Origin of the sequence: Rhodanobacter sp. B05 (assembly GCF_002001085.1) — a bacterium.
Taxonomy (GTDB): domain Bacteria; phylum Pseudomonadota; class Gammaproteobacteria; order Xanthomonadales; family Rhodanobacteraceae; genus Rhodanobacter.
Window position 1 is genome coordinate 1 of sequence record NZ_MUNU01000004.1, and the last position, 25,092, is coordinate 25,092.

General features: G+C 67.5%; 16 protein-coding genes. 6 read left to right on the plus strand and 10 right to left on the minus strand.

The window, feature by feature from the left end:
* Positions 1 to 97: 97 nt before the first annotated feature.
* Genes B0E47_RS00725 through B0E47_RS00735 form a run of 3 tightly spaced genes read right to left on the minus strand, consistent with a single transcriptional unit; the run spans position 98 to position 2,214 of the window.
* Positions 98 to 1,021, minus strand: coding sequence for a histone deacetylase family protein (locus tag B0E47_RS00725; protein WP_077511490.1), 924 nt, complete (start codon positions 1,019 to 1,021; stop codon positions 98 to 100).
* A gap of 8 nt (positions 1,022 to 1,029) precedes the next feature.
* A complete protein-coding gene (locus tag B0E47_RS00730) occupies positions 1,030 to 1,602 on the minus strand; it encodes a cob(I)yrinic acid a,c-diamide adenosyltransferase (protein WP_077511492.1) in 573 nt (190 codons plus the stop codon).
* Positions 1,603 to 1,608: 6 nt separating this feature from the next.
* A complete protein-coding gene (locus B0E47_RS00735) occupies positions 1,609 to 2,214 on the minus strand; it encodes a hypothetical protein (protein WP_077511494.1) in 606 nt (201 codons plus the stop codon).
* A gap of 88 nt (positions 2,215 to 2,302) precedes the next feature.
* Between B0E47_RS00735 and ubiH the strand changes: the two genes are divergently transcribed.
* The 3 genes from ubiH to B0E47_RS00750 are packed head-to-tail and all read left to right on the plus strand — an operon-like array spanning position 2,303 to position 5,592.
* Positions 2,303 to 3,532, plus strand: a complete 1,230-nt coding sequence (ubiH, locus tag B0E47_RS00740) for a 2-octaprenyl-6-methoxyphenyl hydroxylase (protein ID WP_077511496.1) — start codon at positions 2,303 to 2,305, stop codon at positions 3,530 to 3,532.
* Positions 3,529 to 4,740, plus strand: a complete 1,212-nt coding sequence (locus B0E47_RS00745; protein ID WP_077511498.1) for a UbiH/UbiF/VisC/COQ6 family ubiquinone biosynthesis hydroxylase — start codon at positions 3,529 to 3,531, stop codon at positions 4,738 to 4,740. The genes ubiH and B0E47_RS00745 overlap by 4 nt, the downstream gene beginning before the upstream one ends.
* 57 nt (positions 4,741 to 4,797) lie before the next feature.
* On the plus strand, positions 4,798 to 5,592 hold the full coding sequence (locus B0E47_RS00750) for a dienelactone hydrolase family protein (RefSeq protein ID WP_077511500.1): 795 nt from the start codon (positions 4,798 to 4,800) through the stop codon (positions 5,590 to 5,592).
* Between the two features lie 57 nt (positions 5,593 to 5,649).
* On the opposite strand, the gene hemE is transcribed toward B0E47_RS00750, so the two are convergent.
* From hemE to B0E47_RS00780, 6 genes are all read right to left on the minus strand, one after another.
* Positions 5,650 to 6,720, minus strand: a complete 1,071-nt coding sequence (gene hemE / locus B0E47_RS00755; RefSeq protein WP_077511502.1) for a uroporphyrinogen decarboxylase — start codon at positions 6,718 to 6,720, stop codon at positions 5,650 to 5,652.
* 23 nt (positions 6,721 to 6,743) lie between these two features.
* Positions 6,744 to 7,004, minus strand: coding sequence for a WGR domain-containing protein (locus B0E47_RS00760; RefSeq protein WP_077511504.1), 261 nt, complete (start codon positions 7,002 to 7,004; stop codon positions 6,744 to 6,746).
* Between the two features lie 80 nt (positions 7,005 to 7,084).
* Positions 7,085 to 10,831, minus strand: a complete 3,747-nt coding sequence (locus B0E47_RS00765; RefSeq protein WP_077511506.1) for a translocation/assembly module TamB domain-containing protein — start codon at positions 10,829 to 10,831, stop codon at positions 7,085 to 7,087.
* 83 nt (positions 10,832 to 10,914) lie between these two features.
* Positions 10,915 to 12,690 carry an autotransporter assembly complex family protein gene (locus tag B0E47_RS00770; RefSeq protein ID WP_077511508.1) on the minus strand — a complete coding sequence of 592 codons (1,776 nt, stop codon included), beginning with the start codon at positions 12,688 to 12,690 and terminating at the stop codon, positions 10,915 to 10,917.
* 238 nt (positions 12,691 to 12,928) lie between these two features.
* Entirely contained in the window at positions 12,929 to 15,526 is a 2,598-nt protein-coding gene (locus B0E47_RS00775) for a glycosyltransferase family 2 protein (protein WP_077511510.1), read from the minus strand.
* A gap of 199 nt (positions 15,527 to 15,725) precedes the next feature.
* Positions 15,726 to 16,193, minus strand: coding sequence for a Dps family protein (locus tag B0E47_RS00780; protein WP_077511512.1), 468 nt, complete (start codon positions 16,191 to 16,193; stop codon positions 15,726 to 15,728).
* Between the two features lie 130 nt (positions 16,194 to 16,323).
* On the opposite strand from B0E47_RS00780, the gene hrpA reads away from it, so the two are divergent.
* Positions 16,324 to 20,538: an ATP-dependent RNA helicase HrpA gene (gene hrpA / locus B0E47_RS00785; RefSeq protein WP_174566936.1), complete on the plus strand. Its 4,215-nt coding sequence runs from the start codon at positions 16,324 to 16,326 to the stop codon at positions 20,536 to 20,538.
* Between the two features lie 25 nt (positions 20,539 to 20,563).
* Here the strand turns inward: hrpA and B0E47_RS00790 are convergent, their stop codons facing one another.
* Positions 20,564 to 21,043 carry a hypothetical protein gene (locus B0E47_RS00790; RefSeq protein WP_077511517.1) on the minus strand — a complete coding sequence of 160 codons (480 nt, stop codon included), beginning with the start codon at positions 21,041 to 21,043 and terminating at the stop codon, positions 20,564 to 20,566.
* Positions 21,044 to 21,188: 145 nt separating this feature from the next.
* Between B0E47_RS00790 and B0E47_RS00795 the strand changes: the two genes are divergently transcribed.
* Positions 21,189 to 23,309: a bifunctional (p)ppGpp synthetase/guanosine-3',5'-bis(diphosphate) 3'-pyrophosphohydrolase gene (locus B0E47_RS00795; protein WP_077511519.1), complete on the plus strand. Its 2,121-nt coding sequence runs from the start codon at positions 21,189 to 21,191 to the stop codon at positions 23,307 to 23,309.
* An 83-nt stretch (positions 23,310 to 23,392) separates the two neighbouring features.
* Complete coding sequence (locus tag B0E47_RS00800) at positions 23,393 to 25,090, plus strand: hypothetical protein (RefSeq protein ID WP_077511521.1); 1,698 nt, start codon at positions 23,393 to 23,395, stop codon at positions 25,088 to 25,090.
* Positions 25,091 to 25,092: the final 2 nt, after the last annotated feature.

Sequence of the window (25,092 nt, forward strand, 5' to 3'; positions counted from 1 at the left end):
GGGTTGGGGACCCTCACCTCAATCCTCTCACCCGCAAGGGGACTCCCTGCGGTCGCCGACGGGAGAGGAGGCAAACGAGCGCGCTACGCGCGTGCTTTTATTCCATAAGAGCACGGACATGTGCGCTGGCACTGCTGGCCAGGGCGTCCAGGGCATAGCCGCCTTCCATGGTCGAGATCAGGCGTCCGCCCGCATGCCGTCCAGCCACGGCGAGCAGGCGCTCGGTGATCCAGGCGTAATCCTCATGACTGAGCCGGATATCGGCCAGCGGATCGCTCCGATGCGCATCGAAGCCGGCCGAGACCAGCACCAGCTGAGGCCGGAATGCGTCCAGCCGCGGCAACAGCACGCCGTCCCAGATTTCGCGAAACTCGTGCGAGCCGGCGCCCGGCGGGAGTGTCGCATTGACGATGTTGCCGACCCCGCACTCGTCCTCGCGGCCGCTGCCGGGATACAGCGGCGATTGATGACTGGAGGCGAACAGCACGCGCGGTTCGCGTTCGAAGATCGCCTGCGTACCGTTGCCGTGATGCACGTCGAAGTCGGCGATCGCCACCCGCTGCAGCCCATGCGCGGCGAGCGCATGGGCTGCAGCCACCGCGATGTTGTTGAACAGGCAGAAACCCATCGCCTGGTCGCCGGTGGCATGGTGGCCGGGCGGACGCACCGCACAGAACGCACGTCGGGTGGTGCCGCCGAGCACCGCGTCGACTGCCGCCACGACCGCTCCTGCCGCGCGCAGGGCGGCCTCGGCCGAACCGGCTGACATCACCGTGTCTTCATCGAGCCGACTGCTCTCGCCGGCTGCCGGAGTGCAGGCCAGGATGCGTTCGACGTGGCGGGCATCGTGTACCCGCCGCAACTGTTCACGAGTGGCTTGCGGCGCCTCGATCCGATCGATGGCGCTGAACCGGTCCCGATCCAGTGCATCCAGCACGGCGCGCAGGCGCGCCGGGCGTTCGGGGTGCCCCGGGCCGGGATCGTGCTGCAGGCAGGATGGATGGGTATACAGCCGCAGCATGCGTCGACCTATCCGGCGGGCTGGGGTTTGCGCCGTCGTTCGTGCTGCCACAGCACTTCGCCGTGGCCGCTGGCGCGAGCCAGCACGCGCGAGATCACGAACAGCAGGTCGGACAGGCGGTTGAGATAGCGCTGCGGCTGGCCGCGGATCTCCTCGACTCGCGACAAGGCGATCACTTCGCGCTCGGCGCGGCGGCATACCGTGCGCGCCAGATGACCGCAGGCCGCGGCCATGCCGCCGCCCGGCAGGATGAACTCCTTCAGCGGCGGCAGCGGCTCGTTGAGCCGATCAAGGATCGTTTCCAGCCGTGCGATATCGCTGTCCTCGACCATCGCCATGCCGGGGATGCACAGCTCGCCGCCGAGGTCGAACAGGTCGTGCTGCACCTGGACCAGCGCCTCGCGTACATCGTCGCCGACACCGTCGGCGGCCAGCAGCATGCCGATCGTGCTGTTGAGCTCGTCGACCGTGCCGTAGGCGTTGACCCGCAGCGAATCCTTGCCGACCCGCGAACCGTCGCCGAGGCCAGTGCTGCCGTCGTCACCGGTGCGGGTGTAGATCTTCGAAAGGCGGTTGCCCATTGCCGGTCAGCGTGTAAGACCCGCTTGACCGGACCGCTTCAGCGCGCGCGCCAGCTGGATGGCGAACACGTGGATCAGCGCGCCGATGCCGACATAGAGCGCGGTGGTCTCGAGGAACGGCAGATACCAGTCACCCAGGTTGGTGAACCAGCTGCCGAAGCTGCGTGGCGACGGCACGCTGTTGCTGAGCCAGTAGAAGCTGCCGTTGGACACCAGGTAGCACGCGGCCCAGCTGGCCAGCAGCGCCACGGCGGCCATACCCAGCGTGGGCAGGCGCAGGCCGGCCTGATGCTTCGCCAGCCAGCTGCCGCCCAGCCACAGGCTGAAGTACGACGGGATCAGGAACCAGTAGGCGGCCGAAACGCAGTAATGACTCCAGAAGTCGATGCCCTGACCGCTGATCACCAGGTAGTCGACCAGGACCGCCTCCGCCATCAGCAGCGGGAAGGCCCAGCGGCCAGCCCCGCGCAGCCAGAAGCCGGCGAGGAAGAAAATCGCCCACGACGCATCGAGCACGTTGTGATGCAGCAGGGAGAGATGGATGCGGGTCACCGCCATCACGGCGGCGAGTGCGAGCAGGATGACGATGCGCTGGGTCAATGTCTTGACCATGGGTAACTCCATACGGGCGTCCGATTCAGACCGCTAGTCTAGCCCAAGCGGCCACAACGCAGGCGGCCCGACGCGTATCATGACCCGCATGACTTCTTCCGCATCCCTTGCCAGCGGCCAGCCCGGCGTCCTGATCATCGGTGGTGGCCTGGTTGGCGCCAGCCTCGCCATCGCGCTGGATGCAGCCGGCATCGCGGCGACCCTGGTCGAAACCGCGGCGCCGCGCGCCGATGCCCAACCCAGTTACGACGAACGCAACCTGGCGCTGGCCCGCGCCAGCGTCAACGGGCTCGACGCGATCGGCGTATGGCGTCATGCCAGTGCCGCCGCCACGCCGATCCGGCATATCCACGTCAGTCGCGCCGGCGAGTTCGGCAGTGCGCGGATCGACGCGGCAAGGCACGGCGTCGAGGCGCTGGGCTGGACCCTGCCGGCGCGCGAGCTGGGCGCCGCCCTGTTGCGTCGACTCGATGAATGTACCCGACTGACCCGGCTGGCGCCGGCGACCCTGGCCGCGATCGAGCCGCTGGCCGACGGCTGGCGCGCACGGATTCATGCCGCGGACGGCGAGGTCAGCATCGATGCCGCGCTGCTGGTCGGCGCCGACGGTAGCGAATCGTTCGTGCGCGGCCAGCTCGGCATCGCGGCCGAGCGGCACGACTATCGGCAGACCTTGTTCGTCTGCACGGTCACGCCGGAACGCGATCACGCCCATCGCGCCTGGGAACGCTTCGCGGATGAAGGGCCGGTGGCCTTGCTGCCGCTGGCCGAACGACGTTGCGGGCTGGTGCTTACCGCAAGCGCCGACGAAGCCGAGGCGGTGGCGGCGCTGGATGACACCGGCTTCATCGCACTGGCGCAGCGCCGCTTCGGCTGGCGGCTGGGTCGGCTCGGTCGCCCGGGTCGGCGTCATTCGTACGCGATTCATCGCGTCGCCGCCGACCAGCTCACCGCGCCGCGCGCGGTGCTGGTCGGCAATGCCGCACAGACCGTCCATCCGATCGGCGCGCAGGGTTTCAATCTCGGCCTGCGCGATGCGCTGACCCTGGCCGAACTGGTCGCTGCCGCCAGCGATCCCGGCGAAGCCACCTTGCTGGCGCGCTACGCCGCTCGCCGGGCACCGGATCGCGAAGCCACCATGGCGATGAGCCACGGCCTGGTGCAACTGGCCTGTTTGCCGCAGCCGCTGCTGGCGCCGCTGCGCTCGCTGGCCCTGCTCGCCTGCGACCGGCTGCCGCCGCTGCAACGCGCGCTGGCTCGCGGCGGCATGGGTTTTCGCGGCGAGCCGCCGCTGGCGGTGCTGGAGCGTCTGCCATGAATGTCCGTGCTGGCGAATTGGCCACCCGGCGCCGCGCCCCCGAGCTGGATGTGGCCGTGGTCGGTGGCGGCATGGTCGGTGCGACGGCTGCCTTGGCGCTGGCGCGCTCCGGTTTTCGCGTCGCGCTGCTGGAAGCGCGTCCGCCGACGGCCTGGAGCGCACGGAACGAGCTGGATCTGCGCGTGGTCGGGCTGGCGCCGTCGTCGCTGGACCTGCTCGGTGAGCTGGACGTCTGGACGTCCATTCGCGATGCGCGAGCTTGCGCCTATAGGCATATGCACGTATGGGATGCCGAGAGCGGAGCGGCGATCGATTTCGACGCGGCCAGCGAAGGGCGCGCCGGGCTTGGCTACATCGTCGAGAACAACCTGATCCAGTGGACTTTGTGGCAGGCGCTGGCGGAGGCTGGCGCGCGCCAGCTATGTCCAGCGGAGGTCACCGGCTTCGAGGCGGGCGAGGATCGCATCCAGCTGCAACTGGCCGACGGCGGGAGCTTGTCCGCGGCCGTGCTGGTGGCTGCCGACGGTACGGCCTCGCCACTGCGCCAGCTGGCCGGTATCGGCACGCGCGGGCGCGATTACGGGCAGCGTGCGGTGGTGGCCCACGTGGCTACCGAGCGCGCGCATGAAAACACGGCATGGCAGCGCTTTCTGCGTAGCGGGCCGCTGGCGCTGCTGCCGCTGGCCGATGGCCGCAGCTCGCTGGTGTGGTCGTTGCCCGAAGCCGAAGCGCAGCGGGTGCTGGCCTTGGACGACCAGGCGTTTCGCGACGAACTGGGCGTGGCCAGCGATTTCCGGCTGGGCCGCATCACCCGCACTACCGCACGCGCCGCCTTCCCGTTGAAGCTGCAACTGGCCGAGCGCTACCAGGCCGAGCGTTTCGTACTGCTCGGCGATGCTGCGCACGCGGTGCATCCGCTGGCCGGGCAGGGCGTCAACCTGGGCCTGCGCGACGTCGCCGAACTGCGCGACACGCTGCTGGCAGCTCGCGCTGCCGGGCGCGACATCGGCGCTGCCCATGTATTGCGCCGCTATGCGCGGCGCCGGCGCAGCGCCGATACGCTGGATGCGCTGGGCTTCGACGCGCTGGCGCGCATGTACGCCTGGCAGTCGCCGCCGCTGGTCGCCGCGCGTGCGCTTGGCGTGCGTCTGCTCGATCATGTCGCGCCGCTGAAGCGGCGTATCGCCGAGCACGCGGCCGGACTTTAGCGTTTCCCCTCCGCGCTGGCGCGGAGACGCGACACCCACCTAGCGGAGGAAGCCGTCATGCGCATTGCCCGATTCTGCTGTCTGCTGTTGCTGGCCGGTTCAAGCTTTGCCGCGCAGGCGAAGATGGTGCATCGCCCGGTCGAGTGGACGCTGGACGGCACGCGTTTTCACAGCGTGCTGGTCTACGACGATGCAGGTGCGGCAAAGCGCCCCGGCCTGGTGATGGTGCCGAACTGGTACGGCATCAACGAGGCCGCCGTGAAGAAGGCCGAGATGATCGCCGGCAAGGATTACGTGATCCTGCTCACCGACATGTACGGCGCGAACGTGCGCCCGCAGCAGGGCAACGCCGCGCAGGCGCAGGCTGCGGTGAAGCCGCTGTACGGTGACCGTGCGCTGATGCGCAGGCGGATCGATGCCGCGCTTGAGCAATTGAAGGCACAGGCCGGCAGCGCACCGATCGACCTGTCGAAACTGGCCGCGATCGGTTTCTGCTTCGGCGGTTCGGCGGTACTCGACCTGGCGCGCAGCGGCGCCAATGTGGCGGCGGTGGTTTCGTTCCACGGCGGACTGACCACGGACAATCCGGCGCTGGCGAAAAACATCAAGGCCCGCGTGCTGGCCATGAACGGCGCCGACGACAAGGGCACCATGCCGGACGCCGACAAGTTCATGGACGAGATGCGTGGCAGCCCGGCCGACTGGGAGTTCGTGGTGATCGGCCACGCGGTGCACTGCTTCACCGAGGTCGACGAGCATTCGCCCGGTTGCCGCTACGACGCGGCGGCCGCGGCGCGCAGCTATCGGCTGATGCACGACTGGCTCGATCACGCATTTGCCGGCAAGCCCTGAGCGGGTTCAGTCGACCATGGCAGGTCGAATCCCGGCTGCGCCCCGGCCGCGAGGCGGTCAGCCGGCGCGCAGCGTGCGTCCGTACGCGTGCACTTCGTCGACCAGCAGCTTGACGCATTCGGGATCCACTTCCGGCGTGATGCCATGGCCCAGGTTGAACACGTGGCCGGGATGGTTGCCATAGCTGTCGAGCACCACGCGCGCCTCGCGCCGGATCACCTCCGGGCTGGCGCGCAGGATCGCCGGATCGAGGTTGCCCTGCAGCGCGACCTTGCCGGCGACGGTGCGTCGCGCGTCGGCGAGATCGATGGTCCAGTCGACCCCGAGCGCCGCGCAGCCGGTATCGGCCATCTCGTGCAGATGCGCGCCTGCGCCCTTGGAGAACAGCACCACCGGCAGTTCGCGCGACACCGGGTCGGCGTTCAGGTCGGCGACGATCTGCGCCATGTAACGCAGGGAGAATTCGCGGAACGGCGCCGGGCCGAGCAGGCCACCCCAGGTATCGAAGATCATCAGCGCCTGCGCGCCGGCGCCGGCCTGGGCGATCAGGTACGCCGCGACCGCCCGGGCCAGGGTATCGAGCAGCTGATGGGTGATCTTCGGTTCGTTCCAGCAAAGCGACTTGAGCGTGGCGAAATCCTTCGAGCCGTGGCCCTCGACCATGTAGCAGGCCAGCGTCCACGGGCTGCCGGAAAAGCCGATCAGCGGTACCCGGCCGTGCAGTTCCCGGCGGATCAGCCGCACCGCGTCCATCACGTAGCGCAGCTCGCCGTCCATGTCGGGCACGGCGAGTTTCGCGATGTCGGCGGCGCTGCGCACCGGCCGCGCGAACTGCGGACCTTCACCGTGCGCGAACGACAGGCCCAGGCCCATCGCGTCGGGGATGGTGAGGATGTCGGAGAACAGGATCGCCGCGTCCAGCTCGAAGCGCGCCAGCGGTTGCAAGGTCACCTCGCAGGCGAATTCCGGATTCTGCGCCAGCCCCATGAAGCTGCCGGCGCGCTCGCGCGTGGTGCGGTATTCGGGCAGGTAGCGGCCGGCCTGGCGCATCACCCAGATCGGCGTGGTGTCGGTGGGCTCGCGCCGCAGCGCGCGCAGGAAACGGTCGTTCTTCAACACATCGGGCATGGTGATCAACTGGTGGTGGGGTGTCAGCGGCCGTAAGGGCCTTCCTGGCCCTGCGCGAACATCACGCGGAAGCCCCGCTTGAGCTGGGCGTCGCGGGTCTTCTCGAACGCGGCGATGGCCTCGTCGCGTTCCAGGAACTGCTCGCGCTTCATGCTGGCGCGGCCGCCCTGGGTGCCGGATTCGCGATACAGCGTCCAGCCGCCGAGCAGATCCTGCTCCAGCGTGATCTGGACGTAGCGGGGTGCGTCGGCACTGCCGGGCACGGTTTGCAGGTAGAGGCGCATGGCTTCCCGGATCAGTGCGACGAGAGCTGCCGCAGACTGCGCATTCTAGAAGGCTGGCGCCCGCGTAGCGAGCGCGACCGTCATTTCTCCAGCCGGTAGTTCAGGCTGGCGCGGCTGAATTCGGTGGCCTGCTGGGCCTCGAAGTTCCAGCGCTTGCTGAAGCGGTAGCGCAAGGTGATCACCTCGCCCGGTTCGAACAGGCCCACGCCATAGCTGAGATACAGCCGTGGCGAGAGGTACTTGCCGACGGTGAACGCCGAGTTGCCGCCCAGCGCCTCGTTGCTGGAGACGCCGATCTCATCCACGCCCAGCCTGGAGCCGATCCGCTTGGCCAGCAGGTCGCCGGCGGCCGAGCCCAGCGCCTGGGCCGCCGCGCTGACCATGCTGCCCTCGCCGCCCTTGACCTCGGACAACGGCTTGCCGGTGATCAGGTAGGAAAGCGCGTCCGATTGTTCCATCACCGGATTGGAGAACACCGTGAGTATCGGTCGCTGCGCGGTGCCGGAGACGTACAGGCCCACTTCCTGGCCTTCGTCGATGGTGGCGTTGGGATTGAGCTTGCGCACGGCGCGGATGTTCAGGCCGGGGTTGTCGATCGGCGTGCTGGCGAACAGCAGCTGGCCGCGCTGGATCTGCAGGTTCTGGCCGTAGGCGCGATAGGTGCCGTTAACCGTCAGTTGGCCCCGGCCGGTGGTGGCGCGGCCGGGCTGTTCGACCACCGTCAGCAGGCCGCTTACGCGACCGTCCAGACCCATCCCGACGATGTGCGTCTTGCGGCCGAGATCGACCTTGACCAGGGCGGAAATCGGCAGCTTGCTGGCGGCCTCCTGCTGCTGCTTTTCATCGACCACCACCACGTCGGGCGAGGCCTGGGTGGCGCCGGCGCCTGGCAGCTTGTCGGCGTTCACGTCGGCGCTGTCGATGCTGAGGGAGCCGCCGATGTCGATGCCCTTGGCGTCCTGCTTCACGGTGAGATCGGGCGAGACCATCACCTTGGCAGCGGGAATATCGGCCGCGGTGAACTGGCTGCCCTTGATGGTCAGCAGGGTCTGTGCGCCCGCGCCGATACCTGCTTGGCCGTTGATCGCCACGCTGCCCTTGCCCGATTGCATGGCGCCCTGGATCAGGAACTGCCGCGCGTCGGTGGTGCTTACGGTGAGCCGGCCCTGGCTCAGCTTGAGGCCGGCCGAGGGCACTTCGGCAGCGAAACCGCGCACGTTGGCCTGGCCGGTGACGGCGGGTTGCTTCAGCGTGCCGGCGAAGCGGAAATTGCCGTCGACACCGCCCTTGACGTTGGCCACCTCGCTGGTGAACAGCTCGATGAAGGCGAGGTTGTTCAGACGCATGTCGAGCTGGCCGGCGAGCGATTGCCGGGCGCCGTTGATCGTGACCTGGCCGTCCAGACGTCCACCGTCGTCGAGACCGGCGTGCACGTCGACGCGCTGGCTGGCGGGAGCCAGTTCGGCCGTCAGCCGCAACTGGTCGTAACGCAGCAAGGGCTCATCGGGGCGATCGGTGTAGGTGACGCTGCCTTGCGCGGATTGGATCGAGGCGTTGCCGCTGAGCGCGCCCGCAGCGCTGCGATGAATCTTGCCGTTGCCTTCCAGCGTGCCGTCGGCACGCATCGGCAGGTCGGCGTCGCCGGCCGCGTTGAGCAACAGCGCCAGCGGCAGTGCCTGCAGGCGATAGCTGGCGTCGAGGTTGCCTGGTTTGTCCTGCTTCGCAGCCACGCACAATTGCGGATCGCCCGCCGTCAGGCACAGTTCGGACAGGCTCATCGCGCCGTCGTTGTAACTCAGTTGCGACGGTTGCAGCAGGCGCCAGCCGGGCATGCCCTGCGGCTGCAGGTTGAGGGTGGAAAGCGTGCCGCTCCAGACCGAACCCTTCAGTGCGCCGTGCAAGGCCAGTTCGCCGGACAACTGGGCGCCAAGCGCGTCGACGTCAAGGCGATGATCGCCCTGGCTGCCCTCGGCGAGCAGGTTGAGATGCTGGAACATCAATCCCTGCAGGTAGACGTTGCGGGTCTGCAGATCCAGCTTGCCAGCCGGGTGGCTGATGTCGGGGATGCCCACGATCAGCTGCAGTGCATCGGCCTTCTGTTGCTGCCAGGCAAGCGCATAACCATGCAACTGGCCGTTGACGCTGAGCTTCGGTTGCTTGCCGCGGATGTTGAAATGGCCGTCCATGCGCCCGTCGGCATTCGGCAACCAGTCGCCCAGCGAGGCGATTGCCGGCTGCAGGTCGATGTCGTTGCTGGCGCCGGGCCGGGCATCCAGTTTCACCGTGCTGCCGCCGGAAGCGAGCTTGAGCTGGCCGTCGACGACTTCGTCCGGAGACAGGTGCAATTTGCCGGAGCCACTGACCGCACGCTCGCGCAGCTTGCCGGCCAGCTTGCGGATTTCGAGCGTCGCGTCGGGACCGTTGGCCGGCAGGGTGCCGCTGGTGGCGATATCGAAATCCAGAGCGCCTTTCCAGTTGGCAAACAGCTGGCCCGGATCGAACTTGTTGGCGGTGGCCTCGGCCTGCCATGCAAAGGTCGGTTGCAGGGTCAGCGTGCCGTTCGCCTGCAGGCCGCCCTGGGCCTGCTTCAACGCCAGCGTGTGCAGGGTGATCCGCTGCGCGGTGCCATCGAGATCCAGCGCCAGCTTGGCCGGTTTGCCGGGCGGACCGATGTCGACATCGCCGGCGGCGTGGTACTGCTCGGCGCTGCCGCTGGCCTTGAGTTGACCGTGGCTGGCCAGTTCCTGACCGGCCAGGTCCGCCGGCAACAACAGATCGTTCCAGCGGATGTCCAGTTCGGCGCTGAGCGGCTTCGCCGCCAGATGCACCGTGCCGCTGGCTTCCACGCGACCCTTGATCTGCGGCGAGCCGAGATTCAGTTGCTGCAGAGTCAGCGTGTCGAAGTCGTGGCTGAAAGACGCGCGCAACGGCTGCAGCAACAGCTGGTAATCGTTGAGGTCGACCCGACCGTCGAGCGTGCCGCTGTAACGATCGCCGTGTCCCTGCACGGCGATCGCCAATGCCTTCAGCGAGCTGTCGCCAAGGATCGGCCTGGGATCGAAACGTGGCGCGTCGAGCTTGCCGGTCCAGGCGTAATCGCCGCTCTGGGACAGTTGCAGCTGCAGTTGCACCACGGCAGGTGCGCTGAGCTTGAGCTCGAGCTGCGCCTGCTTGCCATCGCTGTGTGCGTCGAGGCTGCCGGCATAATTCGTGTCGCCGACTTTCCAGGCGAACGCGGCCTTGCCGTTGCCCTGGTAGCTTTTGCCGACTGCCAGCCGGCCGTCGAGGTTGGCGTGGCCGTCGGGTGCCTGCAGCACCAGCTGGCGCAGTTCGATGCCGCGGTGGGTCCAGCTGCCGGCCAGGTCGAGTTTGTCCGAAGCGAACAGCGGCAGGTCATTCCGCGTCACCTTCAAGGTGCCGACGTGGACGCGGTCGAGCACCAGCTCGATCGGTGGTTGCAGCGACATGCTGCCGGAGCTGCTGCCTTCGTCAGTCGACTTGGGCAGCGCTACGTCGACGCCATCGACATCCAGCGCCAGCACATGCAACCGCCTGGACAGCAGTGGCCAGAAGCGCAGATCAAGCTGCGCCTTCGCCACTTTCACCACGGTGCCCTTGCCGTCGTCGTAGCGCGCGCCGACCAGTTCGAGTGGGCCGATCAGCCGCCCATGTGCCTGCTGCACATGCAGCGCGCCGTGGGTCGCGCCTTCGGCCCGCGCCAGCGCAAAGCGCAAGCCGGTGCCGGTGCCGAGCAGCCACCACAGCGCCGCCGCCACGAGCAGCAGCAAGACGGCGAAGGCGATGGCGGTGCGCTTGAACCACTTCATGCTGTCAGCGTGCTCCACGTGTCTTCGTGCGAACGGTGGCGGGTGTGTTGTTCAATGGATGAGCCTTTCCGATTCCCGTTCCATCACAAATCCGGCCCGATCACCACATGCAATTCGATGCCGTGGTTGCGCGAGTCGTGGATCGGCGTGCCGAAATCGACCCGAATCAGGCCCACCGGCGAACGCCAGCGCACGCCCAGGCCGGCGCCGATCTTCGGCCGGTAATCGGTGCCGCTGAACGCGTTGCCGGCGTCGACGAAGGCGGCCATGCCCCAGTTGCGCGTGAAGTAATGCTCCACCTCGGTACTCGCGACCAGCAGGTTCTTGCCACCGATCACGCGACCATCGCTGTTGGCCGGGCCAATCGACTGGTAGCCGTAGCCGCGCACCGAGCGGTCGCCGCCGGCGAAGAAGCGCAGCTGCGGTGGCAGCGCGGTGAAATCGTTGGTCCAGGTGACAGCGGCGCTGCCGCGCAGGATCAGCCGGTTGCGCTTTTTCGCGCCGAACGCGCGGATCCATTTCGCGTCGGCAGTGAGCTGGCTGAAGCCGGCGTCGGACAACAGGCTGCCGGCGGTGCTGCGCGCGGCCAGGCTGAGCGACCAGCCACGACGCACGAAGCCGGGATTGTCGGCCTGCTTGCGGCTCAGCGAGGCTTCGGCGAAGACCTCGGTGCTGCGTCCGTGTTCGATGCCTGGCGTGTTGTCCGGCTCGTTGCCGCGCTTGCCCACGGTGAAGGTTCCATCCAGTGCGTGCAGGCCCAGCGTGCGGGTCCAGCCATGCCACTGGCGCGTTTCGTTGCCGACCAGTTCCAGCGTGCGCGACTGCGAGGTGGTGGTGTTCGCGTCGCGGTAGTTCGCACCGAAGTTGTAGCTGCGCTGATTCGGGCCGGGCAGCGGAATCGAGTACAGCGTCGACAGCGTCTTCAGCCGTTGCGCCAGCACCAGCTCGTTCTTCCATTTGTGCCCGCGCCGGTTGACCCAGCGCCGCTCGATGCCCCCGCGCACGCCGACGCCGGTGTCGGTGCCGATGAAGGGGCCGCCGGTGTAGATCGTGCGCTTGGCCGGTGCCAGCTGCACGGCGACATCGACCACGCCGTTCTTCGCCTCGTCCACGTCCGGCAGCACGTTGACCACCGCGAAGTAGTCGGCTCCGTTCAGCGCCTGCTGCAGGGCCAGCAGCTGATCCTGCGAAAAATAGTCGCCGGACTTGAACGGGACGTAGCGATCGAGGAAACCCTGGTTGAACTGCGAGCCCTCGAAATCCACCTTGCCATAGCGGTAGCGCGGGCCCGCCTCCCAGGCCAGCTTGATCACCGCGCGGCGATCGTCGCGGTTCACCTCCACCCGATGGGTGATCAGCCGGGCGTCGAGAAAGCCATTGGCCGTGAGCTGGGCGCTCAGGGTGTCGCGCGTCTCCTCATAAGCGGCATCGTTCAACGTGGTGCCTTTCAGGTGCTCGATCGCGCGTTGCGCGCGTCGGATCGGTGCGATCCCGGCAGCCGTCTTGTCCAGCTGCAGCTCGACTCCGGCGATCTTCACCGGTTCGCCAGGCTTTACATGCAGCGTGACCTGCCAGTTCTTGCCGATCTGTTGCAGGTCACCGGTGACGGTGGCGTCGTAGTAGCCGTAGGGCTCCAGCGAAGATTTCACCTGAGCCGGCGCGCGCCCGTACAGACGACGCAACTGCGCGTCGCTGACCTCGCGGGTGGTGTACTGCGACAGTTCGACGCCCGAGATCACCGCGCCTTTCAGCGGATCCGCGACCCCATCCACCGTCAACTGCACGCCGGCGAGGGCCTGTGTCGACAGCAGCAACAGCGGCAGCAACAGCAAACTCAGGCGTCGGAGGATTCGGCGCATGCGTGGGGTTCCGTCCTCGAGGCGTCTTCGCGGGAATGACGAGAATAAAGCAGTTACTCGAGGTTCCCGTGAGGGCAGCTTAGCTAAAGAGTTGTTGGCTTCGTATAAAACGGCCACTTTCCGGCAGTAGCAGAGCCAAAGCATCGTGCTTGATTTGTGAATATCGCCGAGGCGATATTCACGGCAGAGCGGCATGCCTGATTTGCCGATGCGGCCGAGGCCGCATCGGCGGGCCGCATCAACCCGCCTTGTCACCCGCCCGGTGCGCGATCCACGCGCCGATCACCGCCGACACATACGGGATCGATTGCGCCGCCAGGATGATGATCCACAACGTGCCCTCGATGTAGCGCGTGCCGAACGCCTCGGCCATGCCGGCGATGCACAGCGCCAGCGCCACCGCCATCAGCAGTTCCTCGCGCACTGGTGCAAACGCGGCGAAGTTGCTGCCGCCCAAGCGCCGGCTCTTCGCGGTGACCACGAACGAGGTCTTCTCGCGCGTGAGGCCGTGCAGGATGCCGCGGGCGATCGCGTGCGACAGGCCCATGCTGGCCAGCGAGGCCATCAGCGTGTCGCGCCAGCCGCACGGCACGCGGGCGCGGTACAGCACGATGCCGAAGATCGCCTTGGCGAAGAAGAAGCCGATCACCGGGATCAGGAACAGCTGCATCGGCAGGCTGAAGTACTGCGGGAAGGCCACCATGCCGGCGGTCCAGAACAGCGCCATCAGAGTGAAGATCAGGTGCAGCGCGTCGGCGAACCAGCTGAACCAGCCGGTGAGGAAGTGGAAGCGCTGGCCGGCGCTGAGCGGGCCTTTCTTCGTCATCCAGCTCCAGCGGCCCTTGAGGATCTGCATCGCGCCGAACGCCCAGCGGTAGCGCTGGCTCTTGTACGCCTTGAAGTCGGCCGGGGTGAGGCCCTTGCCCATCAGTTCGTCGACATAGACCAGATCGTAGCCGGCATGCATCAGGCGCAGGCCCAGCTCGGCGTCCTCGCAGATGGTCCACTCCGACCAGCCGCCGGTGCCTTCCAGCGCACTGCGCCGGACCATCGTCATGGTGCCGTGCTGGATGATCGCGTTGCGCTCGTTGCGATGGTGCATGCCGATGCGGAAGAAGCCGTCGTATTCCCACGCGGTCATCCGGCGGAACGTGTTGTGCTCGAACTCGCGGTGCGCCTGCGGGCACTGCACCACGGCTACCTTGGGATCGTGGAAATGGCCGGTGAGGGTGGCCAGCCAGTCATGCCGCACCACGTAGTCGGCGTCGATCACCGCCACCACGTCGGCCTCGGGCGCGGTTTCCTTCAGGCCGAAGTTCAGCGCGCCGGCCTTGTAGCCGGGCCACGGTTCCAGATGGAAGAAACGGAAGTGCTTGCCGAGTTTCTCGCAGTATTCCTGCACCGGCTTCCATACCGCCGGATCCTTGGTGTTGTTGTCGATCACCAGCACTTCGTAGTTCTGGTAGTCCAGCGCGGCCAGCGAGTCCAGCGTGACGATCACCATTTCCGGCGGCTCGTTGTAGCAGGCCAGGTGGATCGACACGAACGGCTGCCGGTCCGGGTGGTCCGGCCGCAGCATGCCGGCGTGGCGTATCCAGGTCGGCCGCCACAGCACCTCGGTGAACTCGAAGCCGTTGATCAGCAGGATCGCCAGGATCGCGATCTGCGCCGGGAACAGCAGCGTGAGCATGGTCCAGTCGACCCAGCTCAGGTAGAAATTGAACGGCAGCGTGGCGGCCCACACGATCAGTCCACAGGCGAGCTGGATCAGGGCGCAGAAGAAGAACCGCCCGACCAGCTTGAAACGGCTGAAGCGACGCGCGAACAGGATCATCGGCAGCAACGCCAGCAGGCTGGCGGCCAGCGCCTTCCACGGCCACGCGGTGTCCTCGGTCACCGGCCCGGTGAACGGGAACTTGGGCTGGCGATCGGCATTGAACATGCCCCAGTAGGCTTCGGTGCGGCCGGCCAGCTGTTCCTTCCACGGCTGGTCGAACGCTTCCATGATGTAGTAATCAATGTGGTCGAGCTTGGCCACGTTGAGCCAGTCGCGCAGGAAGATCGCCTCGTTCGACACCGACGGCGTGGCGTACTGGAAGCGGTCACCATTCGACGGCCAGCCGATTTCGCCGATCACGATCGGCTTGCCCGGATACAGTTGCTTCAGGTGGTTGTAGCGGGCCAGCGCGTCGGCGATCGCGTCCTTGCGGGCAATCCCGTTCCAGTACGGGAACAGGTGCACGGTGATGAAGTCGACGTGCTGCACCAGCTCGGGATACTTCTCCCAGATATGCCACGGCTCGGCCGTCGACACGGGCTGGTGCAGGGCGGCGCGCACCCGGTCGAGGTAGGCCATCAGGTCGTCGGCGCTGATGTCGTTGCGCAGCAGCACCTCGTTGCCCACGATCACCCGGTTGATCGTGCCCGGGTAATGCCGCGCCTGGGCGATCAGGGTGTCGATCTCCTTCTCGTTGTTGTCCAGCCGGCGGTCGATCCAGGCGCCGGCCATCACCTTCAGCCCGTACTTCTCGGCCAGTCGCGGCAGCTGAGGGTTCTGCAGCATCGAGTAGGTGCGCACGCGCGAGGTATAGCGACTGAGCAGCCGGAGGTCGCCGTCGATCTGGTCGTCGCTGGGGAAGTCGCCCTTCAGCGGGCTCTGGTAGCGCTGGAATACCGACAGGGCGAAGCCGTCGATCTTGCCGTGCCAGTCTCCCGGTCCGTGCGGGTAGTTGCCCCACCACCACAGCCCGATGTTCAGCGCCGCCGCGACCAGCGCGAGCACGATGGCGGTGAGTAGGGGATGCCGGCTGTTGTGATTGGCTGCGGTGGCGCTCAAAAAAATCCCCGGCGAAGCCTGCGCGACAGGCGGTGGAACCCGGGGAGCTTAACCAATGCAGGGCACCGGGCTCAATAAAGATCGTCGGGCGCGGTCAGCACAAGGTCAGCCGGGGCGGAGGTTTTCGGACGGGGCTTGCCCCGGCTGGAGGGATTGGCGAATTGAGGCCGGCCTTGTTTGACGGGATGGGAGGCGCGACTCAACGCAGCAGCGAGCGCAGCATCCACGCGGTCTTCTCGTGCTCCTTCAGGCGGCCGGTGACCATGTCGGCAGTGCCGTCGTCGCCGGCGGCATTGGCGGCCTTGAGGGTGTCGCGCGCGGTGGCGGCGGCGACCTCGTGGCCTTCGACCAACTGGGCCACCATGTCTTTCCACTCCGGCACGCCGGGCTCTTCCTTGATCGAGCTCAGCTTGGCGAACTGGCTGTAGGAGCCGGGCGCGAACACGTCCAGCGTGCGGATGCGTTCGGCCACTTCGTCGGCGGCCAGCCACAGTTCGTTGTACTGGGTCTCGAACATCAGGTGCAGGCTGTTGAACTGCGGCCCGGTGACGTTCCAGTGGAAGCTGTGGGTCTTGAGATACAGCGAATAGGTGTCGGCCAGCAGCCTGGACAGGTGTTTGGCGACCGCTTCGCGGTCCTTCCTGGCGATACCGATGGAAATGGCCATGTGCTGCTCCTTCCGAGTGGTTGAATGCGATGGATCAACAGTAGCGGGTCGGTGATCGCGAATGAAATGAAACCTTTGGATGCCTTCGATAGCCGGCGACTATCGGATCGGCTGGATGCCAGCGGCTATCATGTGCGACCCGATGAACGATACCCATCCGTCTCCACCCGAATCCATCCCCGATCCGGGCCTGCGCGAACTGCGCCGGCAACTGGATACGGTGTCCAGTCGTGACTTCGGCCGCCTGCTGGGACGCTGGCGCACGCTGTCGCGCCGACCCGACGAGAACAAGCTGATGGCGCTGCGTGCGGATATCGAGCGCTCCGCGACCAAACGCCGCGCCCGCGTGGCCGCCAAGCCGGCGATCCGGCTGGACGAATCGCTGCCGATCAGCGCGCGCGGCGAGGACATCGTCAAGCTGATCCGCGAGCATCAGGTGGTGGTGATCGCCGGCGAGACCGGTTCGGGCAAGACCACCCAGTTGCCGAAGTTGTGCCTGGCCGCGGGTCGCGGCGAGGCCGGCATGATCGGCTGCACCCAGCCGCGCCGGCTGGCCGCGCGCTCGGTGGCGCGCCGCGTGGCGGAGGAACTGGGCACGCCGCTGGGCGAGCTCGTGGGTTTCCAGGTGCGCTTCAACGACCAGGTGTCCGAACGCAGCCTGGTCAAGTTCATGACCGACGGCATCCTGCTCGCCGAGACCCAGGGCGATCCGTGGCTCTCGGCCTATGACACGCTGATCATCGACGAGGCGCACGAACGCAGCCTCAACATCGACTTCCTGCTTGGCTACCTGAAGCGGCTGGCGGTGAAGCGACCGGAGCTGAAGATCATCGTCACCTCGGCGACGATCGACACGGCGCGTTTTTCCGAACATTTCGACGGCGCGCCGGTGGTCGAGGTGGAGGGGCGCGCGTATCCGGTCGAGCTGCGCTGGCGACCGATAGACCTCGTAGGAGCGCACCCTGTGCGCGATGGCTCTTCGCCGGCATCGCAGAAAGAGCATCGCGCACAGGGTGCGCTCCTACGGGGATCGCGCGACATGCAACAGGGCAGCGCCGAGCACATCGCCGCGGTGCTCGACGAAATCAGCCACGACGACCCGCGCGGCGACGTGCTGGTGTTCCTGCCCGGCGAGCGCGAGATCCGCGACGCGCACCAGCTGCTGTCGCGCCGGCAATACCGCGAAACCGAAATCATGCCGCTGTACGCGCGGCTCTCCGCCGGCGACCAGGACCGCGTGTTCAAACCCGGCATCAAGCGCCGTGTGGTGCTGGCCACCAACGTGGCCGAGACCTCGCTGACGGTGCCGCGCATTCGCTACGTGATCGACACCGGCACCGCGCGGGTGAAGCGCTACAGCCAGCGCAGCCAGCTCGAACGGCTGCACGTGGAGCCGGTGTCGCAGGCCGCCGCGGACCAGCGCAAAGGCCGCTGCGGCCGCGTGGGGCCGGGCATCTGCTACCGCCTGTACGACGAGGCCGATTTCGCCGGCCGTGCCGCGTTCACCGACCCGGAACTGCTGCGCTCGTCGTTGGCCAACGTGATTCTGCGCATGCTGGCGCTGCAGCTGGGCGAGGTGGACGAGTTCCCGTTCCTGGAGGCGCCCGACCCGCGCGTGGTCGCCGACGGCTTCCGCCGGCTCACCGAGATTTCCGCGGTCGACGATGCGCGCAAGCTCACGTCGATCGGCCGCACCCTTGCGCGGCTGCCGATCGACGTGCAACTGGCACGCATGCTGGTCGAAGGCGAGAAGTTGCACTCGCTGCGCGAGCTGCTCACCATCGTTTCCTTCCTCAGCATCCAGGACCCGCGCGAGCGCCCGTCGGATGCGCGCCAGCAGGCCGACGCCGCGCACGCCGTGTTCGCCGATCCGAAGTCTGACTTCGTCGGTGTGCTGAACCTGTGGCAGGCCTACCACCATGCGCACGAGGACCTGACCCAGTCGAAACTGCGCGACTGGTGCTCGCGGCATTTCCTCAGCTTCATGCGCATGCGCGAGTGGCGCGAGCTGCATCGGCAGTTGTTGCTGGTGGTGGCCGAACTTGGCTGGAAGCTGGATGTTTCGCCTACCGTTCAGAGCGAAGCGCAAAATGCGCGCTCTGCTCCTCCCCCTGCGCGCAGGGGGAGTTTAGGTGAAGGGAGTGAAGCTCTTAAGGTCGAAAACACCCCACCCCAACCCTCCCCTGCGAGCAGGGGAGGGAGCGAGGATGCGGCCGATCGTCTTTACGAATCCACGCATCGCGCCTTGCTCGCCGGTCTGCCCACCCAGGTCGGCCGCAAGGACGAGAAGGGCATCTACCAGAGCACGCGCGAGCGCAAGTTCCAGATGTTTCCCGGCTCGGCACTGTCCAAGGCGCCGCCGAACTGGGTCTTCTCCGCGCAGATCCTTGACGTCGGCGGGCGCGTGTGGGGCATGGCGAATGCGCGCGTCGAGCTGTTGTGGATCGAGCAACAGGCGGCGCATTTGCTGCGCATGCATTGCCGCGACGCGCACTGGTCGAAGAAGCGCGGCTGCGTGGTGGCGTATGAGCAAGTGAGTCTGTTTGGCCTGGTGCTGGTGGAGAAACGACCGGTGACGTTCCAGCAGCAGGATCCGGCGCTGGCGCACGCGATCTTTCTGCGCGAGGCGCTGACCCGCGGAGACATCGACAGTCGTGCCGACTTCGTGCGCGCGAACCAGCGCGTGTTGGAAGACGCCCTCGGCATCGAGGCGAAGCAACGTCGCGAAGGGCTGATCCGCCACGAGGACGAACTGGTCGCGTTCTTCGAGGGCAAGCTGCCTGAGGAGATCGCCAGCAGCCGTGCGCTGGATGCGTGGTATCGCAAGGCGCGGCCGGCCGAGCAGGCGGCGCTGCGCTGGTCGCTGGACGACGTGATGGTCGGTGGCGCGGGGCTGGATGCGAAAGCGTTTCCTGCCGCGCTGGACATGGATGTCCGAGTGCCGCGGGCGCAGGCGACGGCAGGGATGCCGGAGGTAGAGCAATGCACGGAGCAATTGCCGGATGCGCAAGAGCGGCCACTCGAAATCCCGCAGCAAAGGTACAAGCTGGAATACCGCTTCGTACCCGGTGACGAAGCGGACGGCGTCACCTTGCATCTGCCGCTGGCGATGTTGAACGCACTGCCGGCCGCCCGTTGCGAATGGCTGGTGCCCGGCCTGCTGGGCGAGAAAGTGGCCGAGCTGATCCGCGGCCTGCCCAAGGCGCTGCGCCGCAACTTCGTGCCCGCACCGGATTTTGCGCGCGCGTTCGTCGAAGCCGAGTCGCCACGCGACGAGTCGCTGGCGAAGGCGCTGGCGACGTTCCTGAGACGCACCACCGGCGTCGATATTGCCGCGGCTGAATTTTCCGCCGCCGAGCTGCCGCCGCACTTCCTGATGCGCTACCGCCTGCACGACGAGCGTGGCAAGACACTGGCCAGCGGCCGTGACCTCGCCGCGTTGCGCGGCCAGTGGGAAGGCCAGGCGCGCGAGGCGTTCTCGCGCAAGACCGACATCGAGCTTACCCGCGAGGATGTGGCCAGCTGGGATTTCGAGGCGATCCCGGCGCAGGTGCGCTCCGATGGCGGCCTCACCGCATTCCCGGCGCTGGTCGACCTGGGCGAGGCGGTGGCGCTGCGCGTGTTCGAGCGCAGCGACGAAGCGCTCGCGGCCCATCGGCAGGGCGTGGTGCGGCTGCTGCGCAACGCACTCGCCAGCGAGGCGAAGCAGGCGCGCCGGCGCTTGCCGATCGGCAATGCGCTGGCCTTGAAATACGCGCCGCTGGGTGGCGTGGATGGATTGCGCGAAGACCTGCTCGAGGGCGGCTTCGCCGACCTGCTGGAACGCCATGAGTTGAATGTGCGCACTGCCGGCGCGTTCGAGTCATTGCGCACGCAATGCACGCGCGAGCTGTTTGCTGCCGGCGTCGAACGGCTGAAACTGGCCGAACCGATCATCGAGGCGCAGGCCGAGATGAAGCCGTGGCTTGAACCGCCGCTGCTGGGATTCGCCCGCGCCAGCTACGACGACCTGCGCGAACAGGCAGATGCGCTGCTCACCCCCGGTTTTTTACGCGAGCTGCCGCCGTCACGATTGGTCCACTATCCACGCTACCTGAAGGCAATGCGCCTGCGTGGCGAACGGCTGCGCCAGGATCCGGCGAAAGACCAGCAACGCATGTTGCAGGTGATGCCGTACTGGCGTGCGTACCTGCAGCACCGCGCCGTCGGCACGGATCCGGCCAAGCTGGCCGAGTTGCGCTGGCTGATCGAGGAGTTGCGCGTGTCGCTGTTCGCGCAGGAACTCAAGACGCCCGAGCCGGTCTCGGCCAAGCGCCTGGCGAAGGCGCTGGCCGCGATCGGCTAGGAGCGTGGGCGGTGTCGTCAGGACGTCAACGAATACGCTTGACGTGGACGCTTGTATAGCAGGACGGTACGTACATCATCCAGAAGTTCATGAAGGAATGGCTGATCTTCACCGCGGTATGGTCACTCGGCCGACAGGAGTGCGGATCGGGATCGGTCACCTCCCATTGCTGGTTGTTGGCCAACGTGAAGCTCTGCCCCTTGCTCCAGCCACTGAACTGTCCGCTGATCGTGGAGTTGATGGTGCTGCGCGACTTGTCGCCCGCATAGAACACCGGCTTGCCGCTGGAATCGACCACCTTGGTCTTGACCTTGGCATGCGTGCTCAGCCAGTTGTCCAGGTTCTGCAGTTCCTGCGGCGACAGCTTGTCCAGGCCGGCGGCCTTGAATTCGGCGCTGCTCATGCGTTGCTGCAATCCGTTGGACGGCTGCTGCGCCAATGCGGTCAGGCCACACAGGGGAAGGATCAGCAGGAACGGCAGCAAGTGGCGAGGGCGGATCGGCATGGGTGACTTCCTCTGGATGCGGGCGGCAGGTGTCGATTCTGCGCGTCAAGCCACCTCCAAGCCAAGCGGGCCCCGAACCGAACGTCGCGCGCGGGGCGATCCGCGCTCTCGCTACTATGCTTGCACGCAAGGAATCCTGGTCGACATGCCACAGCCCGTACCTCCAACCAGTCTGACGCCATGGCGCGAACGTGCCGGCAGCTTGCCGATGGAGCTCGTCGAGGCCCTGCAAGCCACGGCCACGCTGTCACTGCGCGAAGCCGAATGCGGCGACACGCTGGACCTGCTGGGCATGCTCGGCTGCGATGCGCAGACCCAGGCGGCTGCCTTGTGGTTCGAGCTGGCGCGTGCGGATCCGGCGCTGTGGGCGGCGCGGCGCGCCGCACTGCCGACGGAACTGCAACGTCTCGTGGCCGGCCAGCAGGCGGCCGAGCAGGTGTGGGCGCTGCATGCGCAACGGGCGCCGGATGGTGCGGCCGAGGGCCTGCGCCGGCTGCTGCTGGCGATCGTGCGCGACCTGCGCGTGGTGTTCGTGCTGCTGGCGCGGCAGCTGGCGCGGATGCGTGCCGCGGTGGCGTTGCCGGCGGAGCAGGCCGCCGCACTGGCGCGGCTGAGCCGCGACATCCATGCGCCGCTGGCCAATCGCCTCGGCATCTGGCAATTGAAATGGGAGCTGGAGGATCTGGCGTTCCGCTTCCTGCAGCCGGACACCTACCGTCGCATCGCGAAGCTGCTCGACGAGCGGCGCGTCGACCGCGAGGGTTTCATCCGCCAGTCGCTGGACGAGCTGCAGCAGGCGCTCGACGCGGCCGGCCTTCGCGCCGAGCTGGCCGGGCGACCGAAGCACATCTACTCGATCTGGAAGAAGATGCAGCGCAAGTCGCTGGACTTCTCCGACCTGTACGACATCCGTGCGGTGCGCGTGCTGGTCGACAGCATCACCGACTGCTACGCCGCGCTGGGCGTGGTGCACGCGCGCTGGCCGCATCTGCCGAACGAATTCGACGACTACATCGCGCGGCCCAAGCCGAACGGCTACCAGTCGCTGCACACGGCGGTGATGGGTCCGGCCGGCAAGACCCTGGAGGTGCAGATCCGCACCCACGAGATGCATCGCGCCAACGAGTTGGGCGTGGCGGCGCACTGGCGTTACAAGGAAGGTGGCGGCGGCGATGCCGAGTTCGAGGCGAAGATCGCCTGGATGCGCAAATTGCTGGAGCCGCGCAGCGGCGACGACAGCACCCTCGCGGCGGAACTGCAGACCGAGCTGCTGGAGGACCGGGTCTATCTGCTCACGCCCAAGGGCGAGGTGTTCGATCTGGCGCGTGGCGCCACCGTGCTGGACTTCGCCTATCTGATCCACACCGAGGTCGGCCATCGCTGCCGCGGTGCCAAGGTCAACGGCCGCATCGTGCCGCTGACATTCCAGCCGCAGAGCGGCGACCGGGTCGAGATACTCACCACCAAGCTGGCCGAGCCCAGCCGCGACTGGCTGTCGCCGCACCATGGCTACCTCAACACGGCGCGCGCGAAGGACAAGGTGCGTGCGTGGTTTCGCCGCATCGCGCACGACGCCAATCTCACCGTCGGCCGCAGCATGCTCGAGCGCGAACTCAGGCGGCTGGCGCTGCCGCAGGCCGAAATTGGCAAGCTGCCCGCGCTTTTCCATCTGCAGACGCAGGACGAGCTGCTGACGGCACTGGCGCTGGGCGAGGTCACGCCCGGCCAGGTCGCCCGCATGCTGCAGGAAGCGGCGCAACCGCCGATGCCGTCTCCGGCGCCGCAACCGGCGCGCCCGACCACGCTCGATCGAGGTGCGCTGAGCATCGAAGGCGTCGGCAACCTGCTGACCACGCTGGCACGCTGCTGCCAGCCACTGCCGGGCGATACCGTGCGCGGTTACATCACCAAGGGGCGCGGCGTGTCGGTGCACCGCGCCGACTGCGGCAGCCTGGCGCGGCTGCTGCGGCACGACCCGGATCGGGTGATCGCGGTGAGCTGGGGGCACGCCGCCAGCCAGGCCTACGAAGTGGATATCGAATTGCGCGGCTACGATCGCAAGGAGTTGCAGAAGGACGTCACCAACGTGATCAGCAACGCCGGCACCCACATCATCGCCTCGTCCAGCCGGTCGCAGCCGCAGAGCGGCGAAGTGGAGATGCGCTACACCCTGCGCGTGCGCGATTTCGAGCAGTTGTCGACCCTGCTGGGCAAGTTGCTGGCGCTGCCCAACGTGACCGATGCGCGCCGGATCGGCGTCGGCTGAATGCTGAACGCCGGTACGCGCGCCGCGAAGCCGCGCGCCGGCCCGATGTTAAGCTGCGGTCGGTACATTCAGCGCCAGGGATCATGAGCACTCGCCGGGACCCGCACGACAACAGGCCACACCTTCGCAACGAGCCCACCCTGGGTGATCTCGACCGCGTGGACGACCCGCGCGCACGCGCCGCCGACGGCTTGCCGGAGGTCACCGTCGAACCGCGTCGTTCCCGCCATGCGCGGGCGTCCTCGATGCGGTCTTCGCGGCGAGGCCCGGGCTGGCTGGTTCCCGTGTTGTTGCTGCTGGTCGTGGTGATGGTCGGTGCGCTGTGGCTCAGCCAGAACCGCCTGCGCGGCATGCTTCCGCGCACCGACCTCAATACCGTGCTGGAGCAGGCGCAACAGGCCCTGAAGGATGGCCGTCTGGACGGCCAGGATGGCACCAGTGCGCGCGAGCTGTTCCAGCAGGCGCTGGCACAGGAGCCGGACAATGATCGCGCCCGCGACGGTCTGCGCCAGGTGGGTCAAGCCGAATTGTCCGGCGCCGATGCGGCGTTGCAGGCCGGCAAGCTCGCCCAGGCGCAGCAGCAGGCGGCGGTGGCGCGCGAGCTGCTCGGCGGCGGCAGCGACGTCGACCGGCTCGATACGCTGATCAGTCGCGCGCAGGCCGCGCAGGTGCAGACGGTGGACCTGGTCGACCAGGCGCAGCAGGCACTGGCCGCGGGCAAACTGGACGGCCCGCAGGGCGCCGGCGCGCTGTACCAGCGGGTGCTCCAGGCCGACCCCGGCAATGCCGTGGCCACGCACGGGCTGGATCTGGTGGGCAGTGCACTGGCGGTGCAGGCACACGACGCACTCGAGTCCGGCGATCAGGCGAAGGCCAGCGCCAGCATCGAGCAGCTCGCCGCCTTGCAGCCCAACAACGGTGCGCTGCCGGCCCTGCGTGCACTGCAGGCGCAGTCGCGCCAGCAGCAGGATGGCGCGTTGCAGGCTGCCCTCAAGCAGGGGCAGGACGCGCTGCGTGCGGGCCGCATCGCCGGCGATGGCGACGATACCGCGCTGGCTCATTTCAAGGCCGCACTCGCGCTGGATCCCGACAACGCATCCGCCAAATCCGGCCTGGGCGACGTGGCCCAGGCATTGACCGTGCAGGCCAACGCGGCGATCGACGCGGGCGACCGGGAACATGCGACCAGCCTGCTCGATGCGGCGGCACAGCTGGCACCGAAGTCGGCTGATCTCGCGGCGGCGCGCGCACGCCTGCGCAGCAAGGCCGCGTCGCCGCCACGTAGCGCCGCAGCTGACCAGAGCGAGGATGCACCGGTGACCACCGCCGTGTTGTCGCCCGAGCAGAGCATCGCGGTGGCGCAACTGGTACAGCGCGCGCAGCTGGCCACCCGCAACGGCAACATCATGATGCCGCCCGGCGACAGCGCCTACGACCTGTATCGCAGCGCGCTGGCGATCGACGGCAACAACGTCGCCGCCGCGCAGGGCCTGCAAGGCCTGGCGGGCGAGGTGGCACGGCAGTTCAGGCAGGCGCTCACCGCCGGCAAGCTGGCGCAGGCCGACGACATGCTGATCGATCTGGCCGAGCTGGCGCCGGGGGATCCCGCGCAAGGGGGACTCAACAACCAGCTGGCAAGCGCCTGGCTGGACCGCGCCGAGCAGCAGTTGGGCAGTGGCGATCGCATCGGCGCCGGCCAGTCGCTGGCGCATGCACGCAAGCTGGCGCCGAATCACCCGCGCCTGCTCGACCTGAGTGCCCGCCTGCAGGGCGGGCACTGAGC

Coding starts and splice junctions, on each gene's coding strand:
- B0E47_RS00765 (WP_077511506.1), bottom strand. CDS start 10,831: ATGAAGTGGTTCAAGCGCACCGCCATCGCCTTCGCCGTCTTGCTGCTG.
- B0E47_RS00795 (WP_077511519.1), top strand. CDS start 21,189: ATGCCACAGCCCGTACCTCCAACCAGTCTGACGCCATGGCGCGAACGT.
- B0E47_RS00735 (WP_077511494.1), bottom strand. CDS start 2,214: ATGGTCAAGACATTGACCCAGCGCATCGTCATCCTGCTCGCACTCGCC.
- B0E47_RS00770 (WP_077511508.1), bottom strand. CDS start 12,690: ATGCGCCGAATCCTCCGACGCCTGAGTTTGCTGTTGCTGCCGCTGTTG.
- B0E47_RS00780 (WP_077511512.1), bottom strand. CDS start 16,193: ATGGCCATTTCCATCGGTATCGCCAGGAAGGACCGCGAAGCGGTCGCC.
- B0E47_RS00725 (WP_077511490.1), bottom strand. CDS start 1,021: ATGCTGCGGCTGTATACCCATCCATCCTGCCTGCAGCACGATCCCGGC.
- B0E47_RS00790 (WP_077511517.1), bottom strand. CDS start 21,043: ATGCCGATCCGCCCTCGCCACTTGCTGCCGTTCCTGCTGATCCTTCCC.
- hemE (WP_077511502.1), bottom strand. CDS start 6,720: ATGCCCGATGTGTTGAAGAACGACCGTTTCCTGCGCGCGCTGCGGCGC.
- B0E47_RS00750 (WP_077511500.1), top strand. CDS start 4,798: ATGCGCATTGCCCGATTCTGCTGTCTGCTGTTGCTGGCCGGTTCAAGC.
- B0E47_RS00745 (WP_077511498.1), top strand. CDS start 3,529: ATGAATGTCCGTGCTGGCGAATTGGCCACCCGGCGCCGCGCCCCCGAG.
- B0E47_RS00760 (WP_077511504.1), bottom strand. CDS start 7,004: ATGCGCCTCTACCTGCAAACCGTGCCCGGCAGTGCCGACGCACCCCGC.
- ubiH (WP_077511496.1), top strand. CDS start 2,303: ATGACTTCTTCCGCATCCCTTGCCAGCGGCCAGCCCGGCGTCCTGATC.
- B0E47_RS00800 (WP_077511521.1), top strand. CDS start 23,393: ATGAGCACTCGCCGGGACCCGCACGACAACAGGCCACACCTTCGCAAC.
- hrpA (WP_174566936.1), top strand. CDS start 16,324: ATGTGCGACCCGATGAACGATACCCATCCGTCTCCACCCGAATCCATC.
- B0E47_RS00730 (WP_077511492.1), bottom strand. CDS start 1,602: ATGGGCAACCGCCTTTCGAAGATCTACACCCGCACCGGTGACGACGGC.